Origin of the sequence: Amaricoccus sp. (assembly GCF_047602525.1) — a bacterium.
GTDB lineage: Bacteria > Pseudomonadota > Alphaproteobacteria > Rhodobacterales > Rhodobacteraceae > Amaricoccus.
Window position 1 is genome coordinate 1,512,043 of the sequence record NZ_JASGHB010000001.1, and the last position, 18,082, is coordinate 1,530,124.

Genomic DNA, 18,082 nt, shown 5'->3' on the forward strand with positions numbered 1-18,082 from the left:
CCATCCATCTTGGAAAGGAAATGCTGATGGATCGCGTCACGCGCGCGGGGCCTATCCTTGCGCTTATCCGCAACCATGAAGCGCCGGCGCGCGCCGCCGCCACGCAGGGCGTCCCCAGCCAGCACGATGTGGTGTGGAGCGGGCTGCGGACGGCCGACCGCCCGCCGCGCAGACTCTCGACCATGACCGTCGGCGAGGTGCAGTCGTGGCAGCAGCGCGTCGTCAGCGGTGGAGCGGCCTCCTCCGCCTGCGGCGGCTATCAGTTCATCCGCAAGACGCTGGCGAGCCTCGATCTGCCGCCGGCGCGGGTTTTCGATGCCGCCTGCCAGGACGAGGCGGCGCTGCAGCTCCTCGACCGCAGGGGCTGGGCGAAGTGCGAGGCCGGGACGATGACGCCTGAGGCCTTCGGCGACCAGCTCGCGCGCGAATGGGCGAGTTTTCCGGTCCTGCGCGACCAGCAGGGCCAGCACCGGCCGGTTCGGCGCGGCCAGTCCTTCTACGCCGGCGACGGGCTCAATGCCGCCTACGTCGAGCCTGATGACGTGCTGGCGGCCATCCGCGAGGCGCTTAGGACGCCAACCGCCATCCCTTCGCCTGCCCGGGAAATGAGCCTGTGGGCCGGCCTCGCGCACCTCTTCGCCATGCTGTTCGGGAGCAAGAAAGCATGACCGGCCCGCTCGTCCGCATCGTCCTCCGCTACCTCTCTGGATACCTCATCGCCAAAGGTTGGCTAGCGCACGGCACCGACCTTGCGGCCGACCCCGACATCGTCCTCGCCGTGGGCGTGGCAATCGGCGCCGTGACCGAAGTCTACTACATGATCGCCCGCAAGATGGGCTGGTCGAAGTGACCGCCGTCCTCGCCACCCTGCTGGCCAAGGCCCTGCCGTGGCTGGCCGGGGCCGCTGCGGCCCTTGCCGGGCTGGCGGGCATCTTCGCCGCCGGCAAGCGCACCGCCCGGACCGAGGCCCGTGCCGAGCGCGCCGAGGCATCGCTCGAGACCCGCACCCGTATCGATGAGGCATCCCGAAATGCGCCGACTGACGCTGATGCTGCTCGCGGCGCTCTCGCTCGCCGGGTGTCTCGCAAGCCGTGAAGCGCCCGGCATCTGCGCCGGGCTGGAGTTGCTCGAGCGGGACCATGCCGCGGCGCTGCTCGCGGACGGTGGCGACCATAGCGTCGTCACCGGCAACCGGCTTCTCGCCGGCATCGACGCGGCCTGCCAATAGTCAGGGCGCGAGCACAGCAAGCCTCGTTGCTGTGCTCGCGCGGCGTCTCCGCTCACATCAATCGCGCGCCGTCTCCCGTTCCCGACGCGCGGCCCCGAATACGAAAAGCACCATCAGCGCGAACAGCGCCACTGCTGCCACCAAGAGAAACCAGCCCCCGAATGTGCGATAGGCACCCCAGAACATACCCCCGGTCAGCGCAGCGCCAGCGGCAATCGCCGCCCACTCGGCTAGTCGTTCCATAGTGACCCCCCGATCCCTAGCGGCAGGATCGCCGGGGATGCGGCTCGGGGCAAGGTTTGTGGGGAGGTAGGGTTAGCAGGCCGGCCACGCGGGCGGGCAGGTTCGGCAGCCAGCTTCTGGCGCCATATAAAAATGGATTGCTTCCCGACTCACGATGTTCTCGTCATGTTCTCCGAATGGCCGAGGGAAAGATCGTGGTCTATGTCCAGTGCAGAGCCTGCCGCCGGCTCGTCACGCTGCCGTATGCCGCGCTGCGAGGCTACTGCGGTCGGGCGCTGTACCGGCGGCTCCGCTGCACCGACTGCGGCGCGCTCGGGCAGGCCGAGGTGCGGGTGACGTGGGTGCTTACCGGGGCGTTCGAGCAGCCGGACGGCTCAGCAGCCAGTTGATCTGCCGGCTGCGCGAGGTCGCCATTTCAGGCCTATCCCAGCGCAAATTTCAGGAGCGGCAGGTGGGGGAGCTGACCAGAACGGTCCTCCGCTACCAATCCCCCCCCACACGCCGCGTTTTCACCCCTTCATGGCCTCGAGCCAACGCGATCGCTCCGACGGCGCCACATGGCGGCTGCGGAGCATGGACGATCATGCGGGCGACGATCCGGCGCGGGCAGCCGCTCGTCTCCGCGTGGCAGTAGGGATCGGGAGAGGTGAGGCGGGGGCGGGTGCCAAGCGAGCCTCACGGCTGCGCTTCAGTCTTCCTGGTGTCGGCACCAACGGCCAGAGGCCCGCAAACACCGGATGTCTCTGGCGCTCGCGCACAGGTCAGCGGCGACGCATCGGAGACATGACTACAGCGTGCGTGCGGACGGGGCCGTCAGGCCCCGTCCGGCGTTCAGCGGAAGCTCAGAACTTGAACTCGGCGAGGTTCGCCGGGGTCACGATCTTCGCCGGGCCAAGGACGACTTCGCCCTGCGCGCCGATCGTGTAGTCACCGAGCCGCCCGGCCGTGAAGGTCTCGCCCTCGGCGCCGGTCAGCTTGCACTGCGCGATCAGCTGGGCGACGTGATAGGTGAGATAGCCGAGGTCGGTGACGTTCCACCAGATGTCCTGCGCCTCGCCGGCGTCGATGTATTTCTTCATCAGCGTGGCGGGGGCGAGGCCGGTCAGCTTCACCTTGTCGAGGGCGCCCGCCTGTTCCAGCGCGCGGGCGGCGGCCGGCAGCCCGATGCCCGACGGCACGATGATGCCCTTGAGGTTCGGGAAGGCCTGGATCAGCGCCAGCGCCTGCTGCTGGTTCGTCTGCTCGCTCTCCTCGCCGAACGCGGTCTGGACCAGCTTCATCTTCGAGAACTTCGGCTCGGAGGCGAGCTTTTCGTTCATGAAGGCGATCCAGGCGTTCTGGTTCGTCGCGGTGGGGGTGGAGGAGAGGATCGCGAACTCGCCCTCGCCGCCGATCAGGTCGTGCATGCTCTCCAGCATCATCTCGGCGAGGCTGTCGCCCTTCACCTGATTGACGAAGGCCTGCCGCGCCCCGGCGGCCACATCGGAGTCATAGGAGATGACCCGGATGCCTTCCTTCGCCGCCCGCTTCAGCGCCGGCGCCACGGCGTTGGCATCATTGCCGGCGATGGCGATCACGCCGACCTTCTGGGCGACGAAGTTGTTGATGAACTCGATCTGCGCCTCGGCCGTCACCTGCGACGGCGCCGCCTGCACGACGCTGCCGCCGATCTCCTTGGCGGCTTCCTCGGCACCGCCCTTGGCGACCTGGAAATAGGGGTCGGTGTCGAGCTTCGGCAGGAAGCCGACAGTCACCGGGCCGACAGCGCATTCCTGCGCGAAGGCGGGCATCGCCAGAGCGATGGCGCCGAGCGCCGTCGCGAGCAGCGTGGTCCTGAGTTTCAAGGGACGTTCCTCCTGTTGTCGTTTGCCGGGGCGTTGGCGGACCCCCGGCTACCCGTTCTCCCGGATCGGCAGGCCGATGTTGCGCAGCCAGCCGACGAGATAGCCCGTGGAATTGCTGACGAGGATCGAGCCGATGAGGAGCAGACCCACCACCATGCTCTGCACGTCGCCACCGATCTGGTTGATGCCGAGGATGTTGCGCAGGAGCGCCACCAGCACCAGCGCCCAGATCACCCCGGTCAGCCGCCCCCGCCCGCCCCAGACGCTCACCCCGCCGAGCAGCACGATGGTGATGACGTCGAGCTCCATCCCGAGCGCGTTGTTCGCCCGCGCATTGGCGAGCCGCGCCGTGTAGACCATGCCGGCGACGGCACAGACGAGGCCCGACACCACGAAGAGGATGAACTGGAGCCGGCGGACGGCGATCCCCGAATAGAGCGCGGCAGCCGGACTGCCGCCCGTCGCATAGACCCGCCGCCCGAAGGGCCGGAAGTGCAGCCACGCCGCGAAGAGCGGAACGAGGATCAGGAACGGCACGATCACCATCGGAATGCGGGTGCCCGGAACATCGTCGATGCCGAAATCCGTCAGGCTGTCGGGAAAGATGTTGACCGACCCGCTGCCGAGCAGGATGTAGCCGAGCCCCCGGAACAGCGCCATCGTGCCGAGCGTCACCACGAGCGAGGGCAGCCCCGCCCAGGCGACGAGAGCCCCGTTGAAGGCGCCGAGCGCCGCCCCCGCCAGCAATACGGTCGGCATGGCCGCGCCGAGCGGGATGCCCGCCCGCACGAGCAGGCCGAAGACCACGCTGGTCAGCGCGAGGATCGAGGCGACCGACAGGTCGATCTCGCGGGCGATGATCAGCATCACCATCGGCAGGACGAGCAGCGCCTTCTCCGCCATGCCGGCGGAGAGCTGCGACAGGTTGAAGGCGGTCAGGAAATTCGGCACCGCCACGGCGCCATAGCCGAGCACGCCGAGGGTGAGGACCGCCAGCAGCAGGTTCCAGGGGTCGATCCAGCGGGTGATGGTCATGTGCGGCGCCTCGTGAGCTTGCGCAGGGTCTCGGCCCGGTGGGTGATCGAGGCGTCGATGCCGATCGCGGCGAGGATCACCAGACCGTAGACCCCCTGCAACCAGAGCGGATCGACCCGCGCGAGCAGCAGGCCGTTGCGGATGACGAGAAGCGTGAGGCCACCGAGCAGGATCCCCGTCACCGTCCCCGCCCCGCCCCGGATCGCGACGCCGCCGACGACCGCCGCGGCGATCACCGTCAGCTCGTAGCCATAGGCGACGCGGGCGTCGATCGTGGCATAGCGCGAGGCCCAGAGCGCCCCGGCCAGCCCCGCCAGCAGGCCCGCGGCGCCGAAGGCGAGCAGGATCAGCCGCCGCGACGGGATACCGATCAGCGCAGCGCCGGCGGGATTGGAGCCGAGGGCATAGAGGTTGCGCCCGGTCTCCGACCGCCGCAGCAGCAGCGCCGCGACGATCAGGATGGCGGCGGCGATGACGACGAGCAGCGGGATGCCCGCCACCCGCGCGCCGGAGAAGTCGAGCCAGGCATCTGGCACCTGATCGGCGCTGATCTGCCGGCCCCCGGCCCAGAGGCTGTTGAAGCCCCGGAGCACCGACATCGTGCCGAGCGTCACCACGATGGCCGGCACCCGCCCGAAGGCGACGATCGCCCCGTTGACGAGGCCGCAGGCCAGCCCGAGCCCACACCCCGCCGCGAGGCCCGCGGCGATGCCGATGCCGGGATCGTGGGTCATCACCAGCGCGGAGCCATAGGCGGCGAGGCCGATGGTCGAGGCGACGGACAGGTCGATGTTGCGGGTGATGAGCACGAGGAGCTGCGCCAGCGTCGCGATGGCGAGCAGGCTGGTGTCGAGGGCGAGCGCGGTCAGGTTGGCCCGGCTCAGCATCGCGGGATTGATGAACGAGACCGGGATGACGACGGCGAGCATCGCCACGAACAGCCCGAACTCGCGGCGACCGAGAAGCCGCGCCAGCGACCCGCCGGCGGGACGCGCCCCGGCGTGGGGATCGTCCGTCGGCGCCATCACCGGCACCGGGGCGTGGTCCGTCGTCGCGGCGCGCAGCACCGCCTCCGGCGTCGCCGCGCCGCGGGCGAAGCTGGCGGTCTGCCGCCCCTCGCTCAGCACGACGATCCGGTCGCACATGCCGATCAGCTCGGGCATCTCCGACGAGACGAGGAGGATCGCCATCCCCTGCGCCGCGAGGTCCGAGACCATCGCGTGCACTTCCGCCTTGGACTGCACGTCGATGCCCTGCGTCGGCTCGTCGAGGATCAGGAGCCGCGGCTTCGTCGCCAGCCACTTCGCCAGCACGACCTTCTGCTGGTTGCCGCCCGAGAGCGCGGACACCGGCTGCTCGTAGCTCTTGAAGCGGAGCTTCAGCCGCTTCAGCGCAGGCCCCACCATGTCGATGACCTTGCGCGGGCTGGAGAAACCGGCGGTCGTCGTCTCGTCGAGAATGGTCAGCGCCGCGTTGTCGACGATGGAGAAATCCATCACCAGGCTCTGCCCGAGGCGATCCTCCGAGACATAGGCGATGCCGGCGTCCATCGCGTCGCCGGCGCCGTGAAACACCCGCGCCTCTCCCGCCAGCCGGATGGTGCCGGCGGTCGGCCGGGTGATCCCGAAGAGCGCGCGGGCGATCTCGGTCCGGCCGCTGCCGACGAGGCCGCCGAGCCCGACGATCTCGCCGCGCCGCACCTCGAAGCTCACCCCCTCGAACTCGCCCTCGCGCGTCAGGCCCTCCACCTGGAGCAGGACCTCGCCGGGCTCCGCCTCGCGCTGGGGATAGAGAAAGGACAGCTCGCGGCCGACCATCATCGAGATGGCCTTGTCCCGCGACAGCGCGGCGGCCGGCTCCACCCCGACCAGATGCCCGTCGCGCAGCACCGCGATCCGGTCGGCGACGCGGAAGATCTCGTCCATCCGGTGGCCGACGAACATCATCGCGACGCCCTGGCCACGCAGCCGCTCCACCACCTCGAACAGCCGCTCGACCTCGCGCTGCGAAAGCGCCGCGGTCGGCTCGTCCATGATGAGGACACGGGCCTTGCGGGTGAGCGCGCGGGCGATCTCGACCAGCTGCTGCTCCGAGGTGCGGAGCCGGCCGAGCTTTGCCTCCACGTCGATCTGCAACCCGATCGAGGCGAGGACGGCCCCGGCCTCCTGCGCCATCGCCGCATGGTCGAGCCCGCCGAGCGCGGTCCGGCGCATGTGCCCCATGAACACGTTCTCGACCACGCTCAGGTCGGGAAAGAGGCCGGGATGCTGGTGCATGACCGCGATGCCGGCATGCTGGGCGTCGAGCGGCGAGGCGAACTGCACCGGCTTGCCATCGAGCACGACACTGCCCGCGGTCGGCTGGTAGACCCCGGCGAGCAGCTTGACGCAGGTGCTCTTGCCCGCCCCGTTCTCGCCGAGCAGCGCCAGCACCTCGCCGGGCCGGAGGCCGAAGCTCACCTCGCGCAGGGCCGTGGTGCCGCCGAACGTCTTCGTCGCCCCGCTCAGGCGGATGGTCTCTGCGGCATCCGCCGCGGCGTGATCGAACACGTGTCCTTCCTCCCGCGCCACCTCGGCAGGCGGCTTCTATCCGGCGACGGCGGGCTGCCGGTGCGGCAGCCACATGTTTCGCCCCGACCTCGGACCACCGCGTGACGGGTCGCCGCGGCGCGGCCGCACCAACCGTGCAACCACAGCGCCGGACAACCCATCGCTCGGGCGGCGCCCCATCCGCACCACGGATGGCGATCAGCTGCGATGCCTCGCGTTTTCCGAGAGAAGCCTCCAGGCAGCGATTCTTGTCAAGGCACTTTTGATAAATAGATTGCACATAAGTCGCATAACCGACTCCCGCCCGCGATCGGCGGGCGGCGCACGCCATTACGGCTACACCCCTGTTGCCCACACGCAAAGCCCGGCGGGAGTCTGGCGCCTTGAGGCGAGGGCATTCGACGTCGGCAAGAAATTCCTTGCATTCTAATTTGGTCTGACGTCTGATGACTTCACGCTTGGGAGAGATCGCGTGACCCGAACCGCGCCGCCATCCGCCGCCCTGCTCGCCCTGCCCCCGATCGGGCGGGCGCGGCAGGTGGCGGAGGTGCTGTCGGCACATATCGAGACCGCCCGCCTCACCCCCGGCGACCGCCTGCCGCCCGAACGTGAGCTGATGGCCGCGCTCGGCGTCGGTCGCTCCTCGATCCGCGAGGCGGTCAGCCAGCTCTCCGCCCTCGGCGTGCTGGAAACCCGCATCGGCAGCGGCACCTATATCCTCAAGCCGGTCTCGGCGCGGACCGTGCACCTGCCGCTTTCGGTCGACGCCCACGACCTCGCCGACGGGCTGCAACTGACGCTGGAGGTGCGCCGCGGCATCGAGATCGAGGCGGCGGCCGCCGCCGCGCGCCGCCGAACGCCCGAGGATCTCGTCCGCATGGAGGCGGCGCTCGACGAGATGGAGCGCACCCACCACCGCGAGGGCACCTCGGGCGAAGCCGACCTCGCCTTCCACCTCACGATCTACGACGCCAGCGGCAACCCGCTGTTCCGCCAGGTGCTGGAGCAGCTGCGCGAGCTGTTCGAGCGCTTCTGGGCAAAGCCCTTCGACCGGCCCGACTTCGCCGCCCGCTCCTTCCCGTTCCACCGCATGCTCTTCGACGCCATCCGCGACGGCGACCCCGCCGCCGCCGCCCAGCACACCCGCGCCATCCTCGATATCGTCGAGGAGGACATCCGAGACATGAGCCGATGACCGCCTTCCCCGACCCGATCGACGCCGCCCGCCTCGCGCTCGCCCACGACGAGACGCACGCCTTCTCCGCCGTCGTGCCGCCCATCGCCCAGACCTCGCTCTTCACCTTCGAGAGCTATGAGGAGATGCTGGCGGCCTATCGCGGCGAGATCACGCGGCCGACCTACAGCCGTGGCCTGAACCCCACCGTGCGGTTCTTCGAGGAAAAGATCGCGGCGCTGGAAGGCGCCGAGGACGCGCTCGGCTTCGCCAGCGGCATGGCGGCGATCTCGGCCGCCACCCTCTCCTTCCTCGCCCCCGGCGACCGGATGGTCGCGGTGCGCAACGTCTACCCGGACGCCTTCCGCCTGTTCGGCACGCTGCTGCTGCGGATGGGGATCAAGGTGAGCTATGTCGACGGCCGCGACCCGGCGGCGGTCGCCGCCGCCCTGCCCGGCGCACGGCTCCTCTATCTCGAAAGCCCGACGAGCTGGCAGATGGAGGCGCTCGACGTGCCGGCCCTCGCGGCGCTGGCAAAGGCCGAGGGGGCGCTGTCGGTCATCGACAACAGCTGGGCGACGCCGCTCTTCCAGAACCCGCTCGCTCTCGGGGTGGATCTCGTCGTCCATTCCGCCTCGAAATACATCAGCGGGCACAGCGACGTGGTCGCGGGCGTCACCGCCGGCTCCAAGGCGCTGATCGACCGGCTGCGCGGCGAGATGTACCCCTATGTCGGCGGCCGGCTCGCGCCCTTCGACGCCTGGCTGCTCGTCCGCGGCCTGCGCACCCTGCCGCTGCGCATGGCCGCGCATCAGGCGTCGGCGCTGGAGATCGCCAGGCGCCTCGCCGCGCGGCCGGAGGTGGCGGTGGTGAACCACCCGGGGCTCGCCCCCCTGCCGCCGGGCCTGCGCGGCACCTCGGGCCTGTTTTCCTTCGAATTCCACCCGGGCGTGGATGTCCGCGCCTTCTGCAACGCGCTCCGCCTCTTCAAGCTCGGGGTGAGCTGGGGCGGGCACGAGAGCCTCGTCGTGCCGGGCGCGGTGGTGCTGGAGCAGAAGGCCCGGCCCAACTCCGCCCACGAATTCGGCATCAGCCCGCGCTCGGTGCGCCTGCACGTCGGGCTGGAGGGCACCGAGGCCCTGTGGTCCGACCTCGACGCCGCTCTTGCCGCCGCAAACGTCTGACGATCAACAGGGAGAAGAAGATGAACCGCCTGCTCGCCTCCGCCGCCGCCCTTTCGGCTCTTGGGGCCGTGCTCCTCGCCGGTCCGGCAGCTGCCGACACCACCCTGAAACTCGTCGAGGTCATCACCAGCCCGGCCCGCACCGAGACGCTGAAGGGCATCGTCGGCCAGTTCGAGGCCGCGAACCCGGGCACCAAGGTCGAGATCATCTCGCTGCCCTGGTCGGAGGCCTTCCAGAAATTCGCCACGATGGTCTCGGCGGGCGACGTGCCGGACGTGGTGGAGATGCCCGACACCTGGGTCTCGCTCTACGCCAACAACCACCTGCTGGCGGACCTGACCCCCTACCTCAAGGACTGGGAGCATACGTCCGACCTCTCGGACCGCGCCGTCACCCTCGGCAAGGTCGGCGACACCCCGGTGATGCTGCCCTACGGCTTCTACCTGCGGGCGATGTTCTACAACAAGGACCTGCTGAAGGAGGCGGGCGTCGAGGCGGTGCCGACCACGCTCGACGAATTTGCCGCGGCGGCCAAGAAGGTCTCCGCCCTGCCGGGCAAGGCCGGCTACTGCATGCGCGGCGGCCCCGGCGGCCTGAACGGCTGGGTGATGTTCTCCGCCACCATGGCCGGCGATAACGCCTTCTTCGACAAGGACGGCAAGTCGACCTTCGACAGCGAGGGCTGGAAGAAGGGCCTCGAGTGGTACATCAACCTCTACAAGGACGGCCTCGCGCCCAAGGACAGCGTGAACTGGGGCTTCAACGAGATCGTCGCCGGCTTCTATTCCGGCCAGTGCGCCTTCCTCGATCAGGATCCCGACGCGCTGATCGCCATCGCCGAGCGGATGAAGCCCGAACAGTACGGCGTGACCACCTTCCCCAAGGGCCCGTCGGGCAAGGCCTTCCCGACCATCGGCTATGCCGGCTGGTCGATGATGGAGCCGAGCGAGCACAAGGATCTGGCCTGGAAGCTCATCTCCACGCTCGAAGGGCCCGAGGGCAACGTGCCGTGGAACAAGATGACCGGCGCCCTGCCGGCGCTGAAGTCGGCCGAGCAGGACCCCTTCTACCAGAGCGACGCCTTCAAGGGCTGGTTCGCCGAGCTTGCCGACCCGAACGTGGTGCCGACGATCATGCCGACCGACCTTGAGGAATTCGCCTTCTTCAAGGACAGCATGGCGATCTCCTCCGGCCAGAAGGCGCTCCTCGGCGAAATCACTCCGGAAGACCTCGCGACCGAGTGGGCCGACTACCTGACCAAGTCCGAGGCGAAGTTCCTCGCGAAGTAGCCGCCTCCCCGCGCGCGCCGGACTCCCGGCGCGCGATGGCCTGACCCGCCCCTGAAAAGCAGGACGTTTTCTCCTCCATCCCAATCGCAGGATCGGATGCGCCGCCCCGCGCGCCCCGCGCCGTGCCCCTCGTGAGAGCCCCGCCCGTGCCCGCCACCCCCGCACCCTCCCGCCCCTTCCTCCGCCGCCTCGGCGACGGGCTCGAGCCCTGGCTCTACACCGCCCCGTCGCTGCTCATCATCCTCGCGGTGATGCTGATCCCCCTCGCCGTCGGCATCTCCTACGCCTTCCGCGACGTGCAGATCCTGAACCCGTTCTCCGGCGGCTTCATCGGGCTCGACCATTTCCGGGCGCTCGCCTCCGACGACGCCTTTCTCGGCGCGCTCCGCAACACCGTCACCTGGACCTTCCTCACCGTCCTGCTCCAGCTCGTCTTCGGCCTGATCCTCGCGCTGCTCCTCGACGTGCCGTTCCGCGGCCGCGGCCTCGCGCAGGCGCTCGTCTTCCTGCCCTGGGCGGTGCCGACCTTCCTGGCCGGCCTCAACTGGGCCTGGCTCTTCAACCCGACGATCGGCCCGATCCCGCACTGGCTCTACGCCCTCGGCCTGCTGCCCGAGCCGAGCAACATCCTCGCCGACCCGAACCTCGCGCTCTGGGGGCCGATCACCGCCGCCGTCTGGTGGGGGATCCCCTTCTTCGCGATCACGCTCCTCGCGGCCCTCCAGTCGATCCCCGCCGACCTCTACGAGGCGGCCCAGATCGACGGCGCCGGCCCCCTGCAACGCTTCCGCTCGATCACGCTGCCCTTCCTCGCGCCGGTGATCGCCATCACCGTCCTTCTGCGCACCGTCTGGGTCGCGAACTTCACCGACCTCATCGTCGTGATGACCGGCGGCGGCCCGGCCGACCGGACGCAGACGGTGGCGAGCTACATCTTCACCCAGGCGTTCAAGAAGCTCGATTTCGGCTATGCCTCCGCCATTTCGCTGGTGCTCCTCGTCCTCCTGCTCACCTATGCGCTGCTGATCCTGCTGATCCGCCAGCGCCTGATCGACGGGGACAAGTGATGCGCCTGCTCGGCACCCTCTCCCACCGCGCCGCGATCCTCGTCTACATCGCCTTCGCGCTCTTCCCGCTGTTCTGGCTGGTGAAGGTCTCGCTCACCCCGAACGACCTGCTCTATTCCGAGGGCGTGCGCCTCTGGCCCTCGCGGATCACCTTCGACCATTTCGCCTTCGTGCTCACCCACTCGGACTTCCCGCGGTTCTTCCGCAACAGCCTGATCGTCTCGGCCAGCACCGCCGCCCTCGCCACCGCGCTCGCGGGCCTCGCCGGATACGCGCTGTCGCGCTTCACCTTCCGCGGCAAGCTCGCGGTGTCGGGCCTGCTCCTCGTCACCCAGATGTTCCCGCTCGTCATGCTGGTGGCGCCGATCTTCAAGCTCCTCGCGCCGCTCGGCCTCACCAACTCGCTGACCGGCCTTGTCATCGTCTACGTCGCCTTCAACGTGCCCTTCGCCTGCTTCCTGATGCAGTCCTTCTTCGACGGCATCCCGCGCGATCTGGAGGAGGCGGCGATGATCGACGGCGCGTCGCGCTTCACCGCCTTCCGCCACATCATCCTGCCACTCACCCTGCCCGGCGTCGCCGCCACCCTCGGCTTCGTCTTCACCGCCGCCTGGTCGGAAATGATCTTCGCGCTCATGCTGATCTCGTCGAACGAGAAGGCGACCTTCCCGGTCGGCCTCCTCTCCTTCGTCTCCAAGTTCTCGGTCGATTTCGGCCAGATGATGGCGGCCGGCGTGCTCGCGCTCATCCCCGCCTGCCTCTTCTTCCTCCTCATCCAGCGGTATCTCGTCCAGGGCCTGACCGCCGGCGCCGTGAAGGGATAAACCCATGGCCAAGATCGACATCCGCGCCGTCTCGAAGGCCTATGGCGGCCACGCGCCGGTGCTGACCGACATCGACCTCTCGATCGCGGACGGCGAGTTCATCGTCCTCGTCGGCCCCTCGGGCTGCGGCAAGTCCACGCTGCTCCGCATGATCGCGGGGCTGGAGGCGATCACCGCCGGCACCGTGGCGATCGACGGGCGGGTGGTGAACGACGTGGCGCCGAAGGCCCGCGACATCGCCATGGTGTTCCAGAGCTACGCGCTCTACCCGCACATGACCGTCGCCGACAACATGACCTATGCCCTGCGCCTGCGCCGGACGCCGAAGGACGCCATCGCGGACAAGCTGCGCGGCGCCTCGGCCAAGCTCGGCCTCGACGCCTTCCTCGGGCGCAAGCCCAAGGCGCTCTCCGGCGGCCAGCGCCAGCGCGTCGCCATGGGCCGCGCCATCGTCCGCGCGCCGAAGGCGTTCCTGTTCGACGAGCCGCTCTCGAACCTCGACGCCCGCCTGCGCGAGCAGATGCGCGCCGAGATCCGCAAGCTGCACGCCGGACTCGGCGCCACCTCGATCTACGTCACCCACGATCAGGTCGAGGCAATGACCCTCGCCGACCGGATCGTCGCCATGCACGGTGGCATCATCCAGCAGGTGGGCAGCCCGCTGGAACTCTACGACCGCCCGGCGAACCTGTTCGTCGCGGGCTTCATCGGCTCGCCCGGCATGAACTTCCTGCCCGGCACCTGGGACGCGGAGGCGCGCGCCGTGCGCCTCGCCGACGGCGCGGCCATCCCGCTCGGTCGCGCCGCACCGCTCGCCCAGGGCGCGCCCGTCACCCTCGGCATCCGGCCCGAGCACATGGCGCTCGCGCCCGCCGGGCTGCCGGCCACGCTCGATCTCGTCGAGCCGACCGGACACGGCATCATCCTGCACCTCGGCGTGCAGGACCAGAGCCTCCGCCTGCTCACCCACGACCGCGCCAACCTGACGCCCGCCGCCAGCCTCTATCTCAGCCTCCCGCCCGCCCATCTGCACCTGTTCGGCGCAGACGGCGCGCGCATCGACTGAGCGCGGCCCGGCGGGCCGCGTCACCGCTGCGTCCCGGATGGACCTCAGAACGCCTGCAGGCCCGTCTGGGCGCGGCCGAGAAGCAGGCTGTGGACGTCGTGCGCGCCCTCGTAGGTGTTGACCGTCTCGAGGTTGAGCATGTGACGCATCACCGGGAAGGCGTCGGAGATGCCGTTGCCGCCGTGCATGTCGCGGGCCATGCGCGCGATGTCGAGCGCCTTGCCGCAGTTGTTGCGCTTGACGAGCGAGATCATCTCCGGCGCCATGCGCCCCGCCTCGAACAGCCGCCCGACCCGCAGCACGGCGTGCAGGCCGAGGGTGATTTCGGTCTGCATGTCGGCGAGCTTGCGCTGGAACAGCTGGGTCTGGGCCAGCGGCCGGCCGAACTGGCGGCGGTCGAGGCCATACTGGCGCGCGGCGTGCCAGCACGCCTCCGCGGCGCCCATCACCCCCCAGGCAATGCCGTAGCGCGCCCGGTTGAGACAGCCGAACGGCCCGGCCAGTCCCTCGGCCCCGGGCAGCAGCGCATCCTCGCCGACCTCCACGCCGTCGAGGACGATCTCGCCGGTGACGGACGCCCGCAGGGACAGCTTGCCCTCGATCTTCGGCGTCGACAGGCCCGCCATGCCGCGCTCGAGTACGAAGCCGCGGATCCGGCCGCCGTGGGCCTCGGACTTCGCCCAGACGACGAGGACATCGGCGATCGGGCTGTTGGTGATCCACATCTTCGTGCCGGTCAGCCGATAGCCGCCGTCGATCCGAACCGCGCGCGTCTTCATGCTGCCGGGATCCGAGCCCGCGTCCGGCTCGGTCAGGCCGAAGCAGCCGATCGACTCGCCCGCCGCGAGCTTCGGCAGATACGTCTGCCGCTGCGCCTCCGAGCCGTAGGCGTGGATCGGATACATGACGAGCGAGGACTGCACGCTCATCATCGAGCGATACCCCGAGTCGACCCGCTCGACCTCGCGGGCGATCAGGCCGTACGCCACATAGCCCGCGCCGATGCCGCCATAGGTTTCTGGAATGGTGACGCCCAGCAGGCCGAGCGCGCCCATCTCGCGGAAGATCTCTGGATCGGTGTACTCGGTGCGGAACGCCTCGCGCACCCGCGGGGCCAGCCGGTCCTGCGCATAGGCGCAGGCGGCATCGCGCATCATGCGCTCCTCCCCGGTGAGCGCGTCTTCCAGAAGCAGCGGGTCGTCCCAGGAAAAGGCGGTCTTGTCTGCCATTGTCGTCTCCTCCGGCCGCGCCTCTGGCGCGTACAGGAAGCCGGCGCCGCGCGCCAGAGGCGCGCCGGCGCGGGGACAGACCACGGACCTCAGATCGCGGCGACCCAGCCCGGGTCCAGGACCACGTGCTTGATGGCGCGGCGATGGAAGGTGAAGGCGAGGTGCAGGGTGCCGTCCGGCGCCTCGATCATCGCCGGATACGACAGTTCCCGGTTGTTGCCGTCGAGGGCGTTGTTGGAAAGGCACGTGCCGGGGCCGTCCTCGACGATGCGCCGCGCCGGGAAGCTGCGCCCGCCGTCGGTCGAGAGACAGAGCGTCAGCGGCGCGCGCGGCACGCCCCAGATCGCCGGCACGCCGCCCGCGGGGTCGGCGCGACCATCATCGCCCTCGCCAAGCTCGTCGTAGAGCGACTCCCGCCGCGCGCCCGACTGCGCCGCGCTGACCGGATTGCAGAGCAGCGCCACCCGGCCGTCGGCAAGCGCGATGGCGGCGATCGACGAGTTGTTGTTGGGCACGTCGGTCGGCTCCGGCACCGACCAGCTCCGCCCGCCATCGACGCTTTCGCTGCGGTAGACGAAATCCGCCTGCCGGCGGCGAAAGAACGCCGCGATCCGCCCGCCGCCGAGCGGCACGAGCGTCATGTGGACGCAGCCCGTCGACTGCGGCACCTCGACCAGCTCCCAGGCCGCGCCCGCGTCGGTGCTGGTCGCCACCGCGGCGACGTCATGGCTGCCCGTCCACCGCGCACCCGGCGAGGTGCGGCAGAGGAACAGCGGCAGCATCCAGGCGCCGTCGTCGCGCAGCGTCACCTGCGCCCGCACGAAGCTGCCCTGCGGCAGGTCCAGCGTGCGCGCCGCCCCCGACCGCACCCCGTCCGTCCCGCGCAGCAGCGGCCGGTGGCGGACGACGCACGCCTCCTGCCGGCCGCCGGGCTGGGCGGTGTGGAAGAGACCGGGCGCGCCGGTCGCCGGGTCGGTGAAGATCACCGGGTTCTGCTCGGAACGGTCGGGATCGTCCGAAACCCGGTCGGCCGGGCTCCACGTCGCGGCGCCCGGGGCGAGCGTCGCGAGATGCACGAAGATGTCCGAGCGCCCCTCCAGCGTGCCGCCGAACCAGGCGCAGGCCAGCGTGCCGTCCGGCAGCCACTGCAGGAACGCCGCATGGTTGTGCACGACCGGCGAGGCGAGGAACGCCTCGGCCCGGCCCGTGCCGGCCTCGGCGATTCGTCCGTCCATCCGCGCGGCGATGTCTTCCGGGGTCATGCTCAAGCCTCCTCCAGCACTGTCGTTCCGGCCCAGATGGACAACTCTCCGAAGCTTGTCAAGTTGAGATATGGGCCGCCAGTCGCCGAAAAAACGATAATATCTACACTATATCAGCATCTTGATATGCCGCCCGTCAGGGCGCGAGCAAAAATACTCGCCCCTAAACTTATCATGTTGACAGGAAAGCGTCCGGCTGACACCTTCGCGCACATCCGGGGGCATCGGGCGGCATCAGGCCGCCGGCGGGCACAACATCGGCCCCCGCAGGGAGGAAATGGGATGAGGCGCACCACTCTGCTGCTGTCCTCGGCGCTGGCGCTGCTGCCGTTCGCGCCGGCCTTTGCGCAGGACAAGGCAGTCACCATCGTCCTTGGCGAGGACATTGATCTCGTCGAGCCGTGCATGGCCACGCGGTCGAACATCGGCCGCATCATCATGGAAAACGTCAACGAGACGCTGACCCAGTTCGACGTCAAGACCGGCGCCGGCGTCCGGCCCCGCCTCGCGGAGTCGTGGACCGACCAGGGCAACGGCACGTGGCGCTTCAACCTGCGCAAGGGCGTCACCTTCTCGGACGGCTCGGCCTTCGACGCCACCGACGTCAAGGCGTCCTTCGAGCGCGCGCTGAGCGACAAGATGACCTGCGAGACGCCGCGCTACTTCGGCGACACCAAGCTCACGTTCAACGTCGTCGACGACCACACCATCGACATCACCGCCAGCCCGGCGCAGCCGATCCTGCCGCTGCTGCTGTCGCTCGTCACCATCGTCCCGTCCGAGACCCCGCTCGAGTTCGTCCGCGAGCCGGTCGGCACCGGCCCCTACAAGCTCGCGTCCTGGACGCAGGGCCAGTCCGTGGTGCTCGAGCGCCGGGACGACTACTGGGGCGAGAAGCCGGCGGTGGAAAAGGCCACCTACGTCTTCCGCAGCGACCCCGCCGTCGCCGCGGCCATGGTGGAAAAGGGCGAGGCCGACCTCGCGCCCGTGATCTCGGCGGTCGATGCGACCAACCCGGCGACCGATGTCTCCTACCTCAACTCCGAAACGCTCTACCTGCGGCTCGAACTCGGCCGTCGCGCCGATCGGCGACAAGCGCGTGCGCGAGGCGCTCAACATGGCGATCGACCGCGACGCCTTCGTCGGCACGCTGCTGCCCGAGGGAACTGTGCCGGCCGTCGCCATGGTGCCGCCGACCACCCTCGGCTGGAACCCGGACGTCAAGGAATATCCCTACGACCCGGACAAGGCCAAGGCGCTGATTGCCGAGGCCAAGGCCGACGGCGTGCCCGTCGACACCAAGCTGCACATCATCGGCCGCTCCAACCTCTTCCCCGGCGTGACCGAAGTGGCCGAGGCGGTGCAGCAGATGCTTCAGGACGTCGGCTTCAACGTCGACCTGCAGATGGTCGAGGTCGCGCAGCAGGAAGAGCTGTATTCCAAGCCCTTCAAGGAAGGCCGCCCGCCGCAGCTGCTGCTCGTCAGCCATGACAACAGCAAGGGCGACCCGGTGTTCTCGATGTTCTTCAAGTACGACTCGAAGGGCAAGCAGTCGGGCATCAGCGATCCGAAGGTCGACGAGATGATCGCCGCCGCCTCGGCCGCCACGGGCGACGAGCGCACGCAGGACTGGCAGAAGCTGTTCGCCTACCTGCACGACGACGTGGTGCCGGACGTGCTGCTGTTCCACATGGTCAGCTTCGCCCGCGTCGGCGACAAGATCGCCTTCACGCCGACGATCGCGACCAACTCGCAGCTCGAGCTGGCCGACATCGCCTTCAAGTGAGGCGCGCGGGAGGCGGCGACGCCTCCCCGATTGAGGACGGGAGGCGGCGCCTCCCCGCTCCCCAGGGCGGGAGGCGGCAGCGCCGCCTCCCCTTTCGAGCCATCGGCAACCGTCGGAGAGAGATCATGCCCAGATACGCCTCGCGTATCCTGTCGAGCCTCGCTTCGCTCGTCCTCCTGCTCGTGATGGTCTTCTTCCTGTCGCGCCTGACCGGCGATCCGGCGGCACTGTTCCTGCCGATCGACGCCACGCCGCAGATGATCGACCAGTTCCGCGAGCTGCACGGGCTGAACGACCCGCTG

At 69.5% G+C, this 18,082-nt stretch carries 17 protein-coding genes and 1 pseudogene; 12 read left to right on the forward strand and 6 right to left on the reverse strand.

The genetic code is table 11. The annotated features are described in order from the left end of the window. The first annotated feature begins 26 nt into the window (after positions 1-26). The 3 genes from QM699_RS07970 (at position 27) to QM699_RS07980 (ending at position 1,228) form a co-directional block, all read left to right on the forward strand. Positions 27-668 carry a hypothetical protein gene (locus QM699_RS07970; protein WP_415010632.1) on the forward strand — a complete coding sequence of 214 codons (642 nt, stop codon included), beginning with the start codon at positions 27-29 and terminating at the stop codon, positions 666-668. Then, positions 665-850 carry a hypothetical protein gene (locus QM699_RS07975; RefSeq protein ID WP_415010633.1) on the forward strand — a complete coding sequence of 62 codons (186 nt, stop codon included), beginning with the start codon at positions 665-667 and terminating at the stop codon, positions 848-850. The genes QM699_RS07970 and QM699_RS07975 overlap by 4 nt, the downstream gene beginning before the upstream one ends. Before the next feature lie 180 nt (positions 851-1,030). Continuing rightward, positions 1,031-1,228 (forward strand): hypothetical protein, encoded by a 198-nt coding sequence (locus QM699_RS07980; protein WP_415010634.1) that lies wholly within the window; start codon positions 1,031-1,033, stop codon positions 1,226-1,228. A gap of 57 nt (positions 1,229-1,285) precedes the next feature. Here the strand turns inward: QM699_RS07980 and QM699_RS07985 are convergent, their stop codons facing one another. Next, positions 1,286-1,471 carry a hypothetical protein gene (locus QM699_RS07985; protein WP_415010635.1) on the reverse strand — a complete coding sequence of 62 codons (186 nt, stop codon included), beginning with the start codon at positions 1,469-1,471 and terminating at the stop codon, positions 1,286-1,288. Positions 1,472-1,647: 176 nt separating this feature from the next. On the opposite strand from QM699_RS07985, the gene QM699_RS07990 reads away from it, so the two are divergent. Beyond that, positions 1,648-1,860: a hypothetical protein gene (locus QM699_RS07990; RefSeq protein WP_415010636.1), complete on the forward strand. Its 213-nt coding sequence runs from the start codon at positions 1,648-1,650 to the stop codon at positions 1,858-1,860. Positions 1,861-2,313: 453 nt separating this feature from the next. Here the strand turns inward: QM699_RS07990 and QM699_RS07995 are convergent, their stop codons facing one another. Genes QM699_RS07995 through QM699_RS08005 form a run of 3 tightly spaced genes read right to left on the reverse strand, consistent with a single transcriptional unit; the run spans position 2,314 to position 6,899 of the window. Beyond that, positions 2,314-3,315 (reverse strand): rhamnose ABC transporter substrate-binding protein, encoded by a 1,002-nt coding sequence (locus QM699_RS07995; RefSeq protein WP_415010637.1) that lies wholly within the window; start codon positions 3,313-3,315, stop codon positions 2,314-2,316. Positions 3,316-3,363: 48 nt separating this feature from the next. After that, positions 3,364-4,350 carry an ABC transporter permease gene (locus QM699_RS08000; protein WP_415010638.1) on the reverse strand — a complete coding sequence of 329 codons (987 nt, stop codon included), beginning with the start codon at positions 4,348-4,350 and terminating at the stop codon, positions 3,364-3,366. Further along, the gene (locus QM699_RS08005) at positions 4,347-6,899 is read right to left on the reverse strand and encodes an ATP-binding cassette domain-containing protein (RefSeq protein ID WP_415010639.1); all 2,553 of its coding nucleotides are present in this window, start codon (positions 6,897-6,899) and stop codon (positions 4,347-4,349) included. Before QM699_RS08005 ends, QM699_RS08000 begins: the two co-directional genes overlap by 4 nt. A gap of 472 nt (positions 6,900-7,371) precedes the next feature. Between QM699_RS08005 and QM699_RS08010 the strand changes: the two genes are divergently transcribed. The 6 genes from QM699_RS08010 (at position 7,372) to QM699_RS08035 (ending at position 13,503) form a co-directional block, all read left to right on the forward strand. Further along, positions 7,372-8,094 carry a FadR/GntR family transcriptional regulator gene (locus QM699_RS08010; protein ID WP_415010640.1) on the forward strand — a complete coding sequence of 241 codons (723 nt, stop codon included), beginning with the start codon at positions 7,372-7,374 and terminating at the stop codon, positions 8,092-8,094. Next, positions 8,091-9,257 (forward strand): PLP-dependent transferase, encoded by a 1,167-nt coding sequence (locus tag QM699_RS08015; RefSeq protein WP_415010641.1) that lies wholly within the window; start codon positions 8,091-8,093, stop codon positions 9,255-9,257. The genes QM699_RS08010 and QM699_RS08015 overlap by 4 nt, the downstream gene beginning before the upstream one ends. A 20-nt stretch (positions 9,258-9,277) precedes the next feature. Further along, entirely contained in the window at positions 9,278-10,546 is a 1,269-nt protein-coding gene (locus QM699_RS08020; RefSeq protein ID WP_415010642.1) for an ABC transporter substrate-binding protein, read from the forward strand. A gap of 146 nt (positions 10,547-10,692) precedes the next feature. Beyond that, entirely contained in the window at positions 10,693-11,613 is a 921-nt protein-coding gene (locus QM699_RS08025; RefSeq protein ID WP_415010643.1) for a carbohydrate ABC transporter permease, read from the forward strand. Then, a complete protein-coding gene (locus tag QM699_RS08030) occupies positions 11,613-12,437 on the forward strand; it encodes a carbohydrate ABC transporter permease (protein WP_415010644.1) in 825 nt (274 codons plus the stop codon). The genes QM699_RS08025 and QM699_RS08030 overlap by 1 nt, the downstream gene beginning before the upstream one ends. 4 nt (positions 12,438-12,441) lie before the next feature. Continuing rightward, the gene (locus QM699_RS08035) at positions 12,442-13,503 is read left to right on the forward strand and encodes an ABC transporter ATP-binding protein (RefSeq protein ID WP_415010645.1); all 1,062 of its coding nucleotides are present in this window, start codon (positions 12,442-12,444) and stop codon (positions 13,501-13,503) included. A gap of 44 nt (positions 13,504-13,547) precedes the next feature. Here the strand turns inward: QM699_RS08035 and QM699_RS08040 are convergent, their stop codons facing one another. Both QM699_RS08040 and QM699_RS08045 read right to left on the reverse strand, forming a co-directional pair. Then, positions 13,548-14,732, reverse strand: coding sequence for an acyl-CoA dehydrogenase (locus tag QM699_RS08040; RefSeq protein WP_415010646.1), 1,185 nt, complete (start codon positions 14,730-14,732; stop codon positions 13,548-13,550). An 89-nt stretch (positions 14,733-14,821) separates the two neighbouring features. Beyond that, positions 14,822-15,994: a sialidase family protein gene (locus tag QM699_RS08045; RefSeq protein WP_415010647.1), complete on the reverse strand. Its 1,173-nt coding sequence runs from the start codon at positions 15,992-15,994 to the stop codon at positions 14,822-14,824. A gap of 438 nt (positions 15,995-16,432) precedes the next feature. Here QM699_RS08045 and QM699_RS08050 point away from each other — a divergent pair. Both QM699_RS08050 and QM699_RS08055 read left to right on the forward strand, forming a co-directional pair. After that, positions 16,433-16,999: pseudogene (locus tag QM699_RS08050) on the forward strand (ABC transporter substrate-binding protein); the annotation flags it as partial. A 94-nt stretch (positions 17,000-17,093) separates the two neighbouring features. Continuing rightward, on the forward strand, positions 17,094-17,780 hold the full coding sequence (locus tag QM699_RS08055) for an ABC transporter substrate-binding protein (RefSeq protein ID WP_415010648.1): 687 nt from the start codon (positions 17,094-17,096) through the stop codon (positions 17,778-17,780). Positions 17,781-18,082: the final 302 nt, after the last annotated feature.

Bases quoted from the DNA above. Each gene is read 5' to 3' on its own strand.
- QM699_RS07970 (WP_415010632.1), top strand. From the start codon at position 27: ATGGATCGCGTCACGCGCGCGGGGCCTATCCTTGCGCTTATCCGCAAC.
- QM699_RS07975 (WP_415010633.1), top strand. From the start codon at position 665: ATGACCGGCCCGCTCGTCCGCATCGTCCTCCGCTACCTCTCTGGATAC.
- QM699_RS07980 (WP_415010634.1), top strand. From the start codon at position 1,031: ATGCGCCGACTGACGCTGATGCTGCTCGCGGCGCTCTCGCTCGCCGGG.
- QM699_RS07985 (WP_415010635.1), bottom strand. From the start codon at position 1,471: ATGGAACGACTAGCCGAGTGGGCGGCGATTGCCGCTGGCGCTGCGCTG.
- QM699_RS07990 (WP_415010636.1), top strand. From the start codon at position 1,648: ATGGCCGAGGGAAAGATCGTGGTCTATGTCCAGTGCAGAGCCTGCCGC.
- QM699_RS08000 (WP_415010638.1), bottom strand. From the start codon at position 4,350: ATGACCATCACCCGCTGGATCGACCCCTGGAACCTGCTGCTGGCGGTC.
- QM699_RS08015 (WP_415010641.1), top strand. From the start codon at position 8,091: ATGACCGCCTTCCCCGACCCGATCGACGCCGCCCGCCTCGCGCTCGCC.
- QM699_RS08020 (WP_415010642.1), top strand. From the start codon at position 9,278: ATGAACCGCCTGCTCGCCTCCGCCGCCGCCCTTTCGGCTCTTGGGGCC.
- QM699_RS08030 (WP_415010644.1), top strand. From the start codon at position 11,613: ATGCGCCTGCTCGGCACCCTCTCCCACCGCGCCGCGATCCTCGTCTAC.
- QM699_RS08035 (WP_415010645.1), top strand. From the start codon at position 12,442: ATGGCCAAGATCGACATCCGCGCCGTCTCGAAGGCCTATGGCGGCCAC.
- QM699_RS08040 (WP_415010646.1), bottom strand. From the start codon at position 14,732: ATGGCAGACAAGACCGCCTTTTCCTGGGACGACCCGCTGCTTCTGGAA.
- QM699_RS08045 (WP_415010647.1), bottom strand. From the start codon at position 15,994: ATGACCCCGGAAGACATCGCCGCGCGGATGGACGGACGAATCGCCGAG.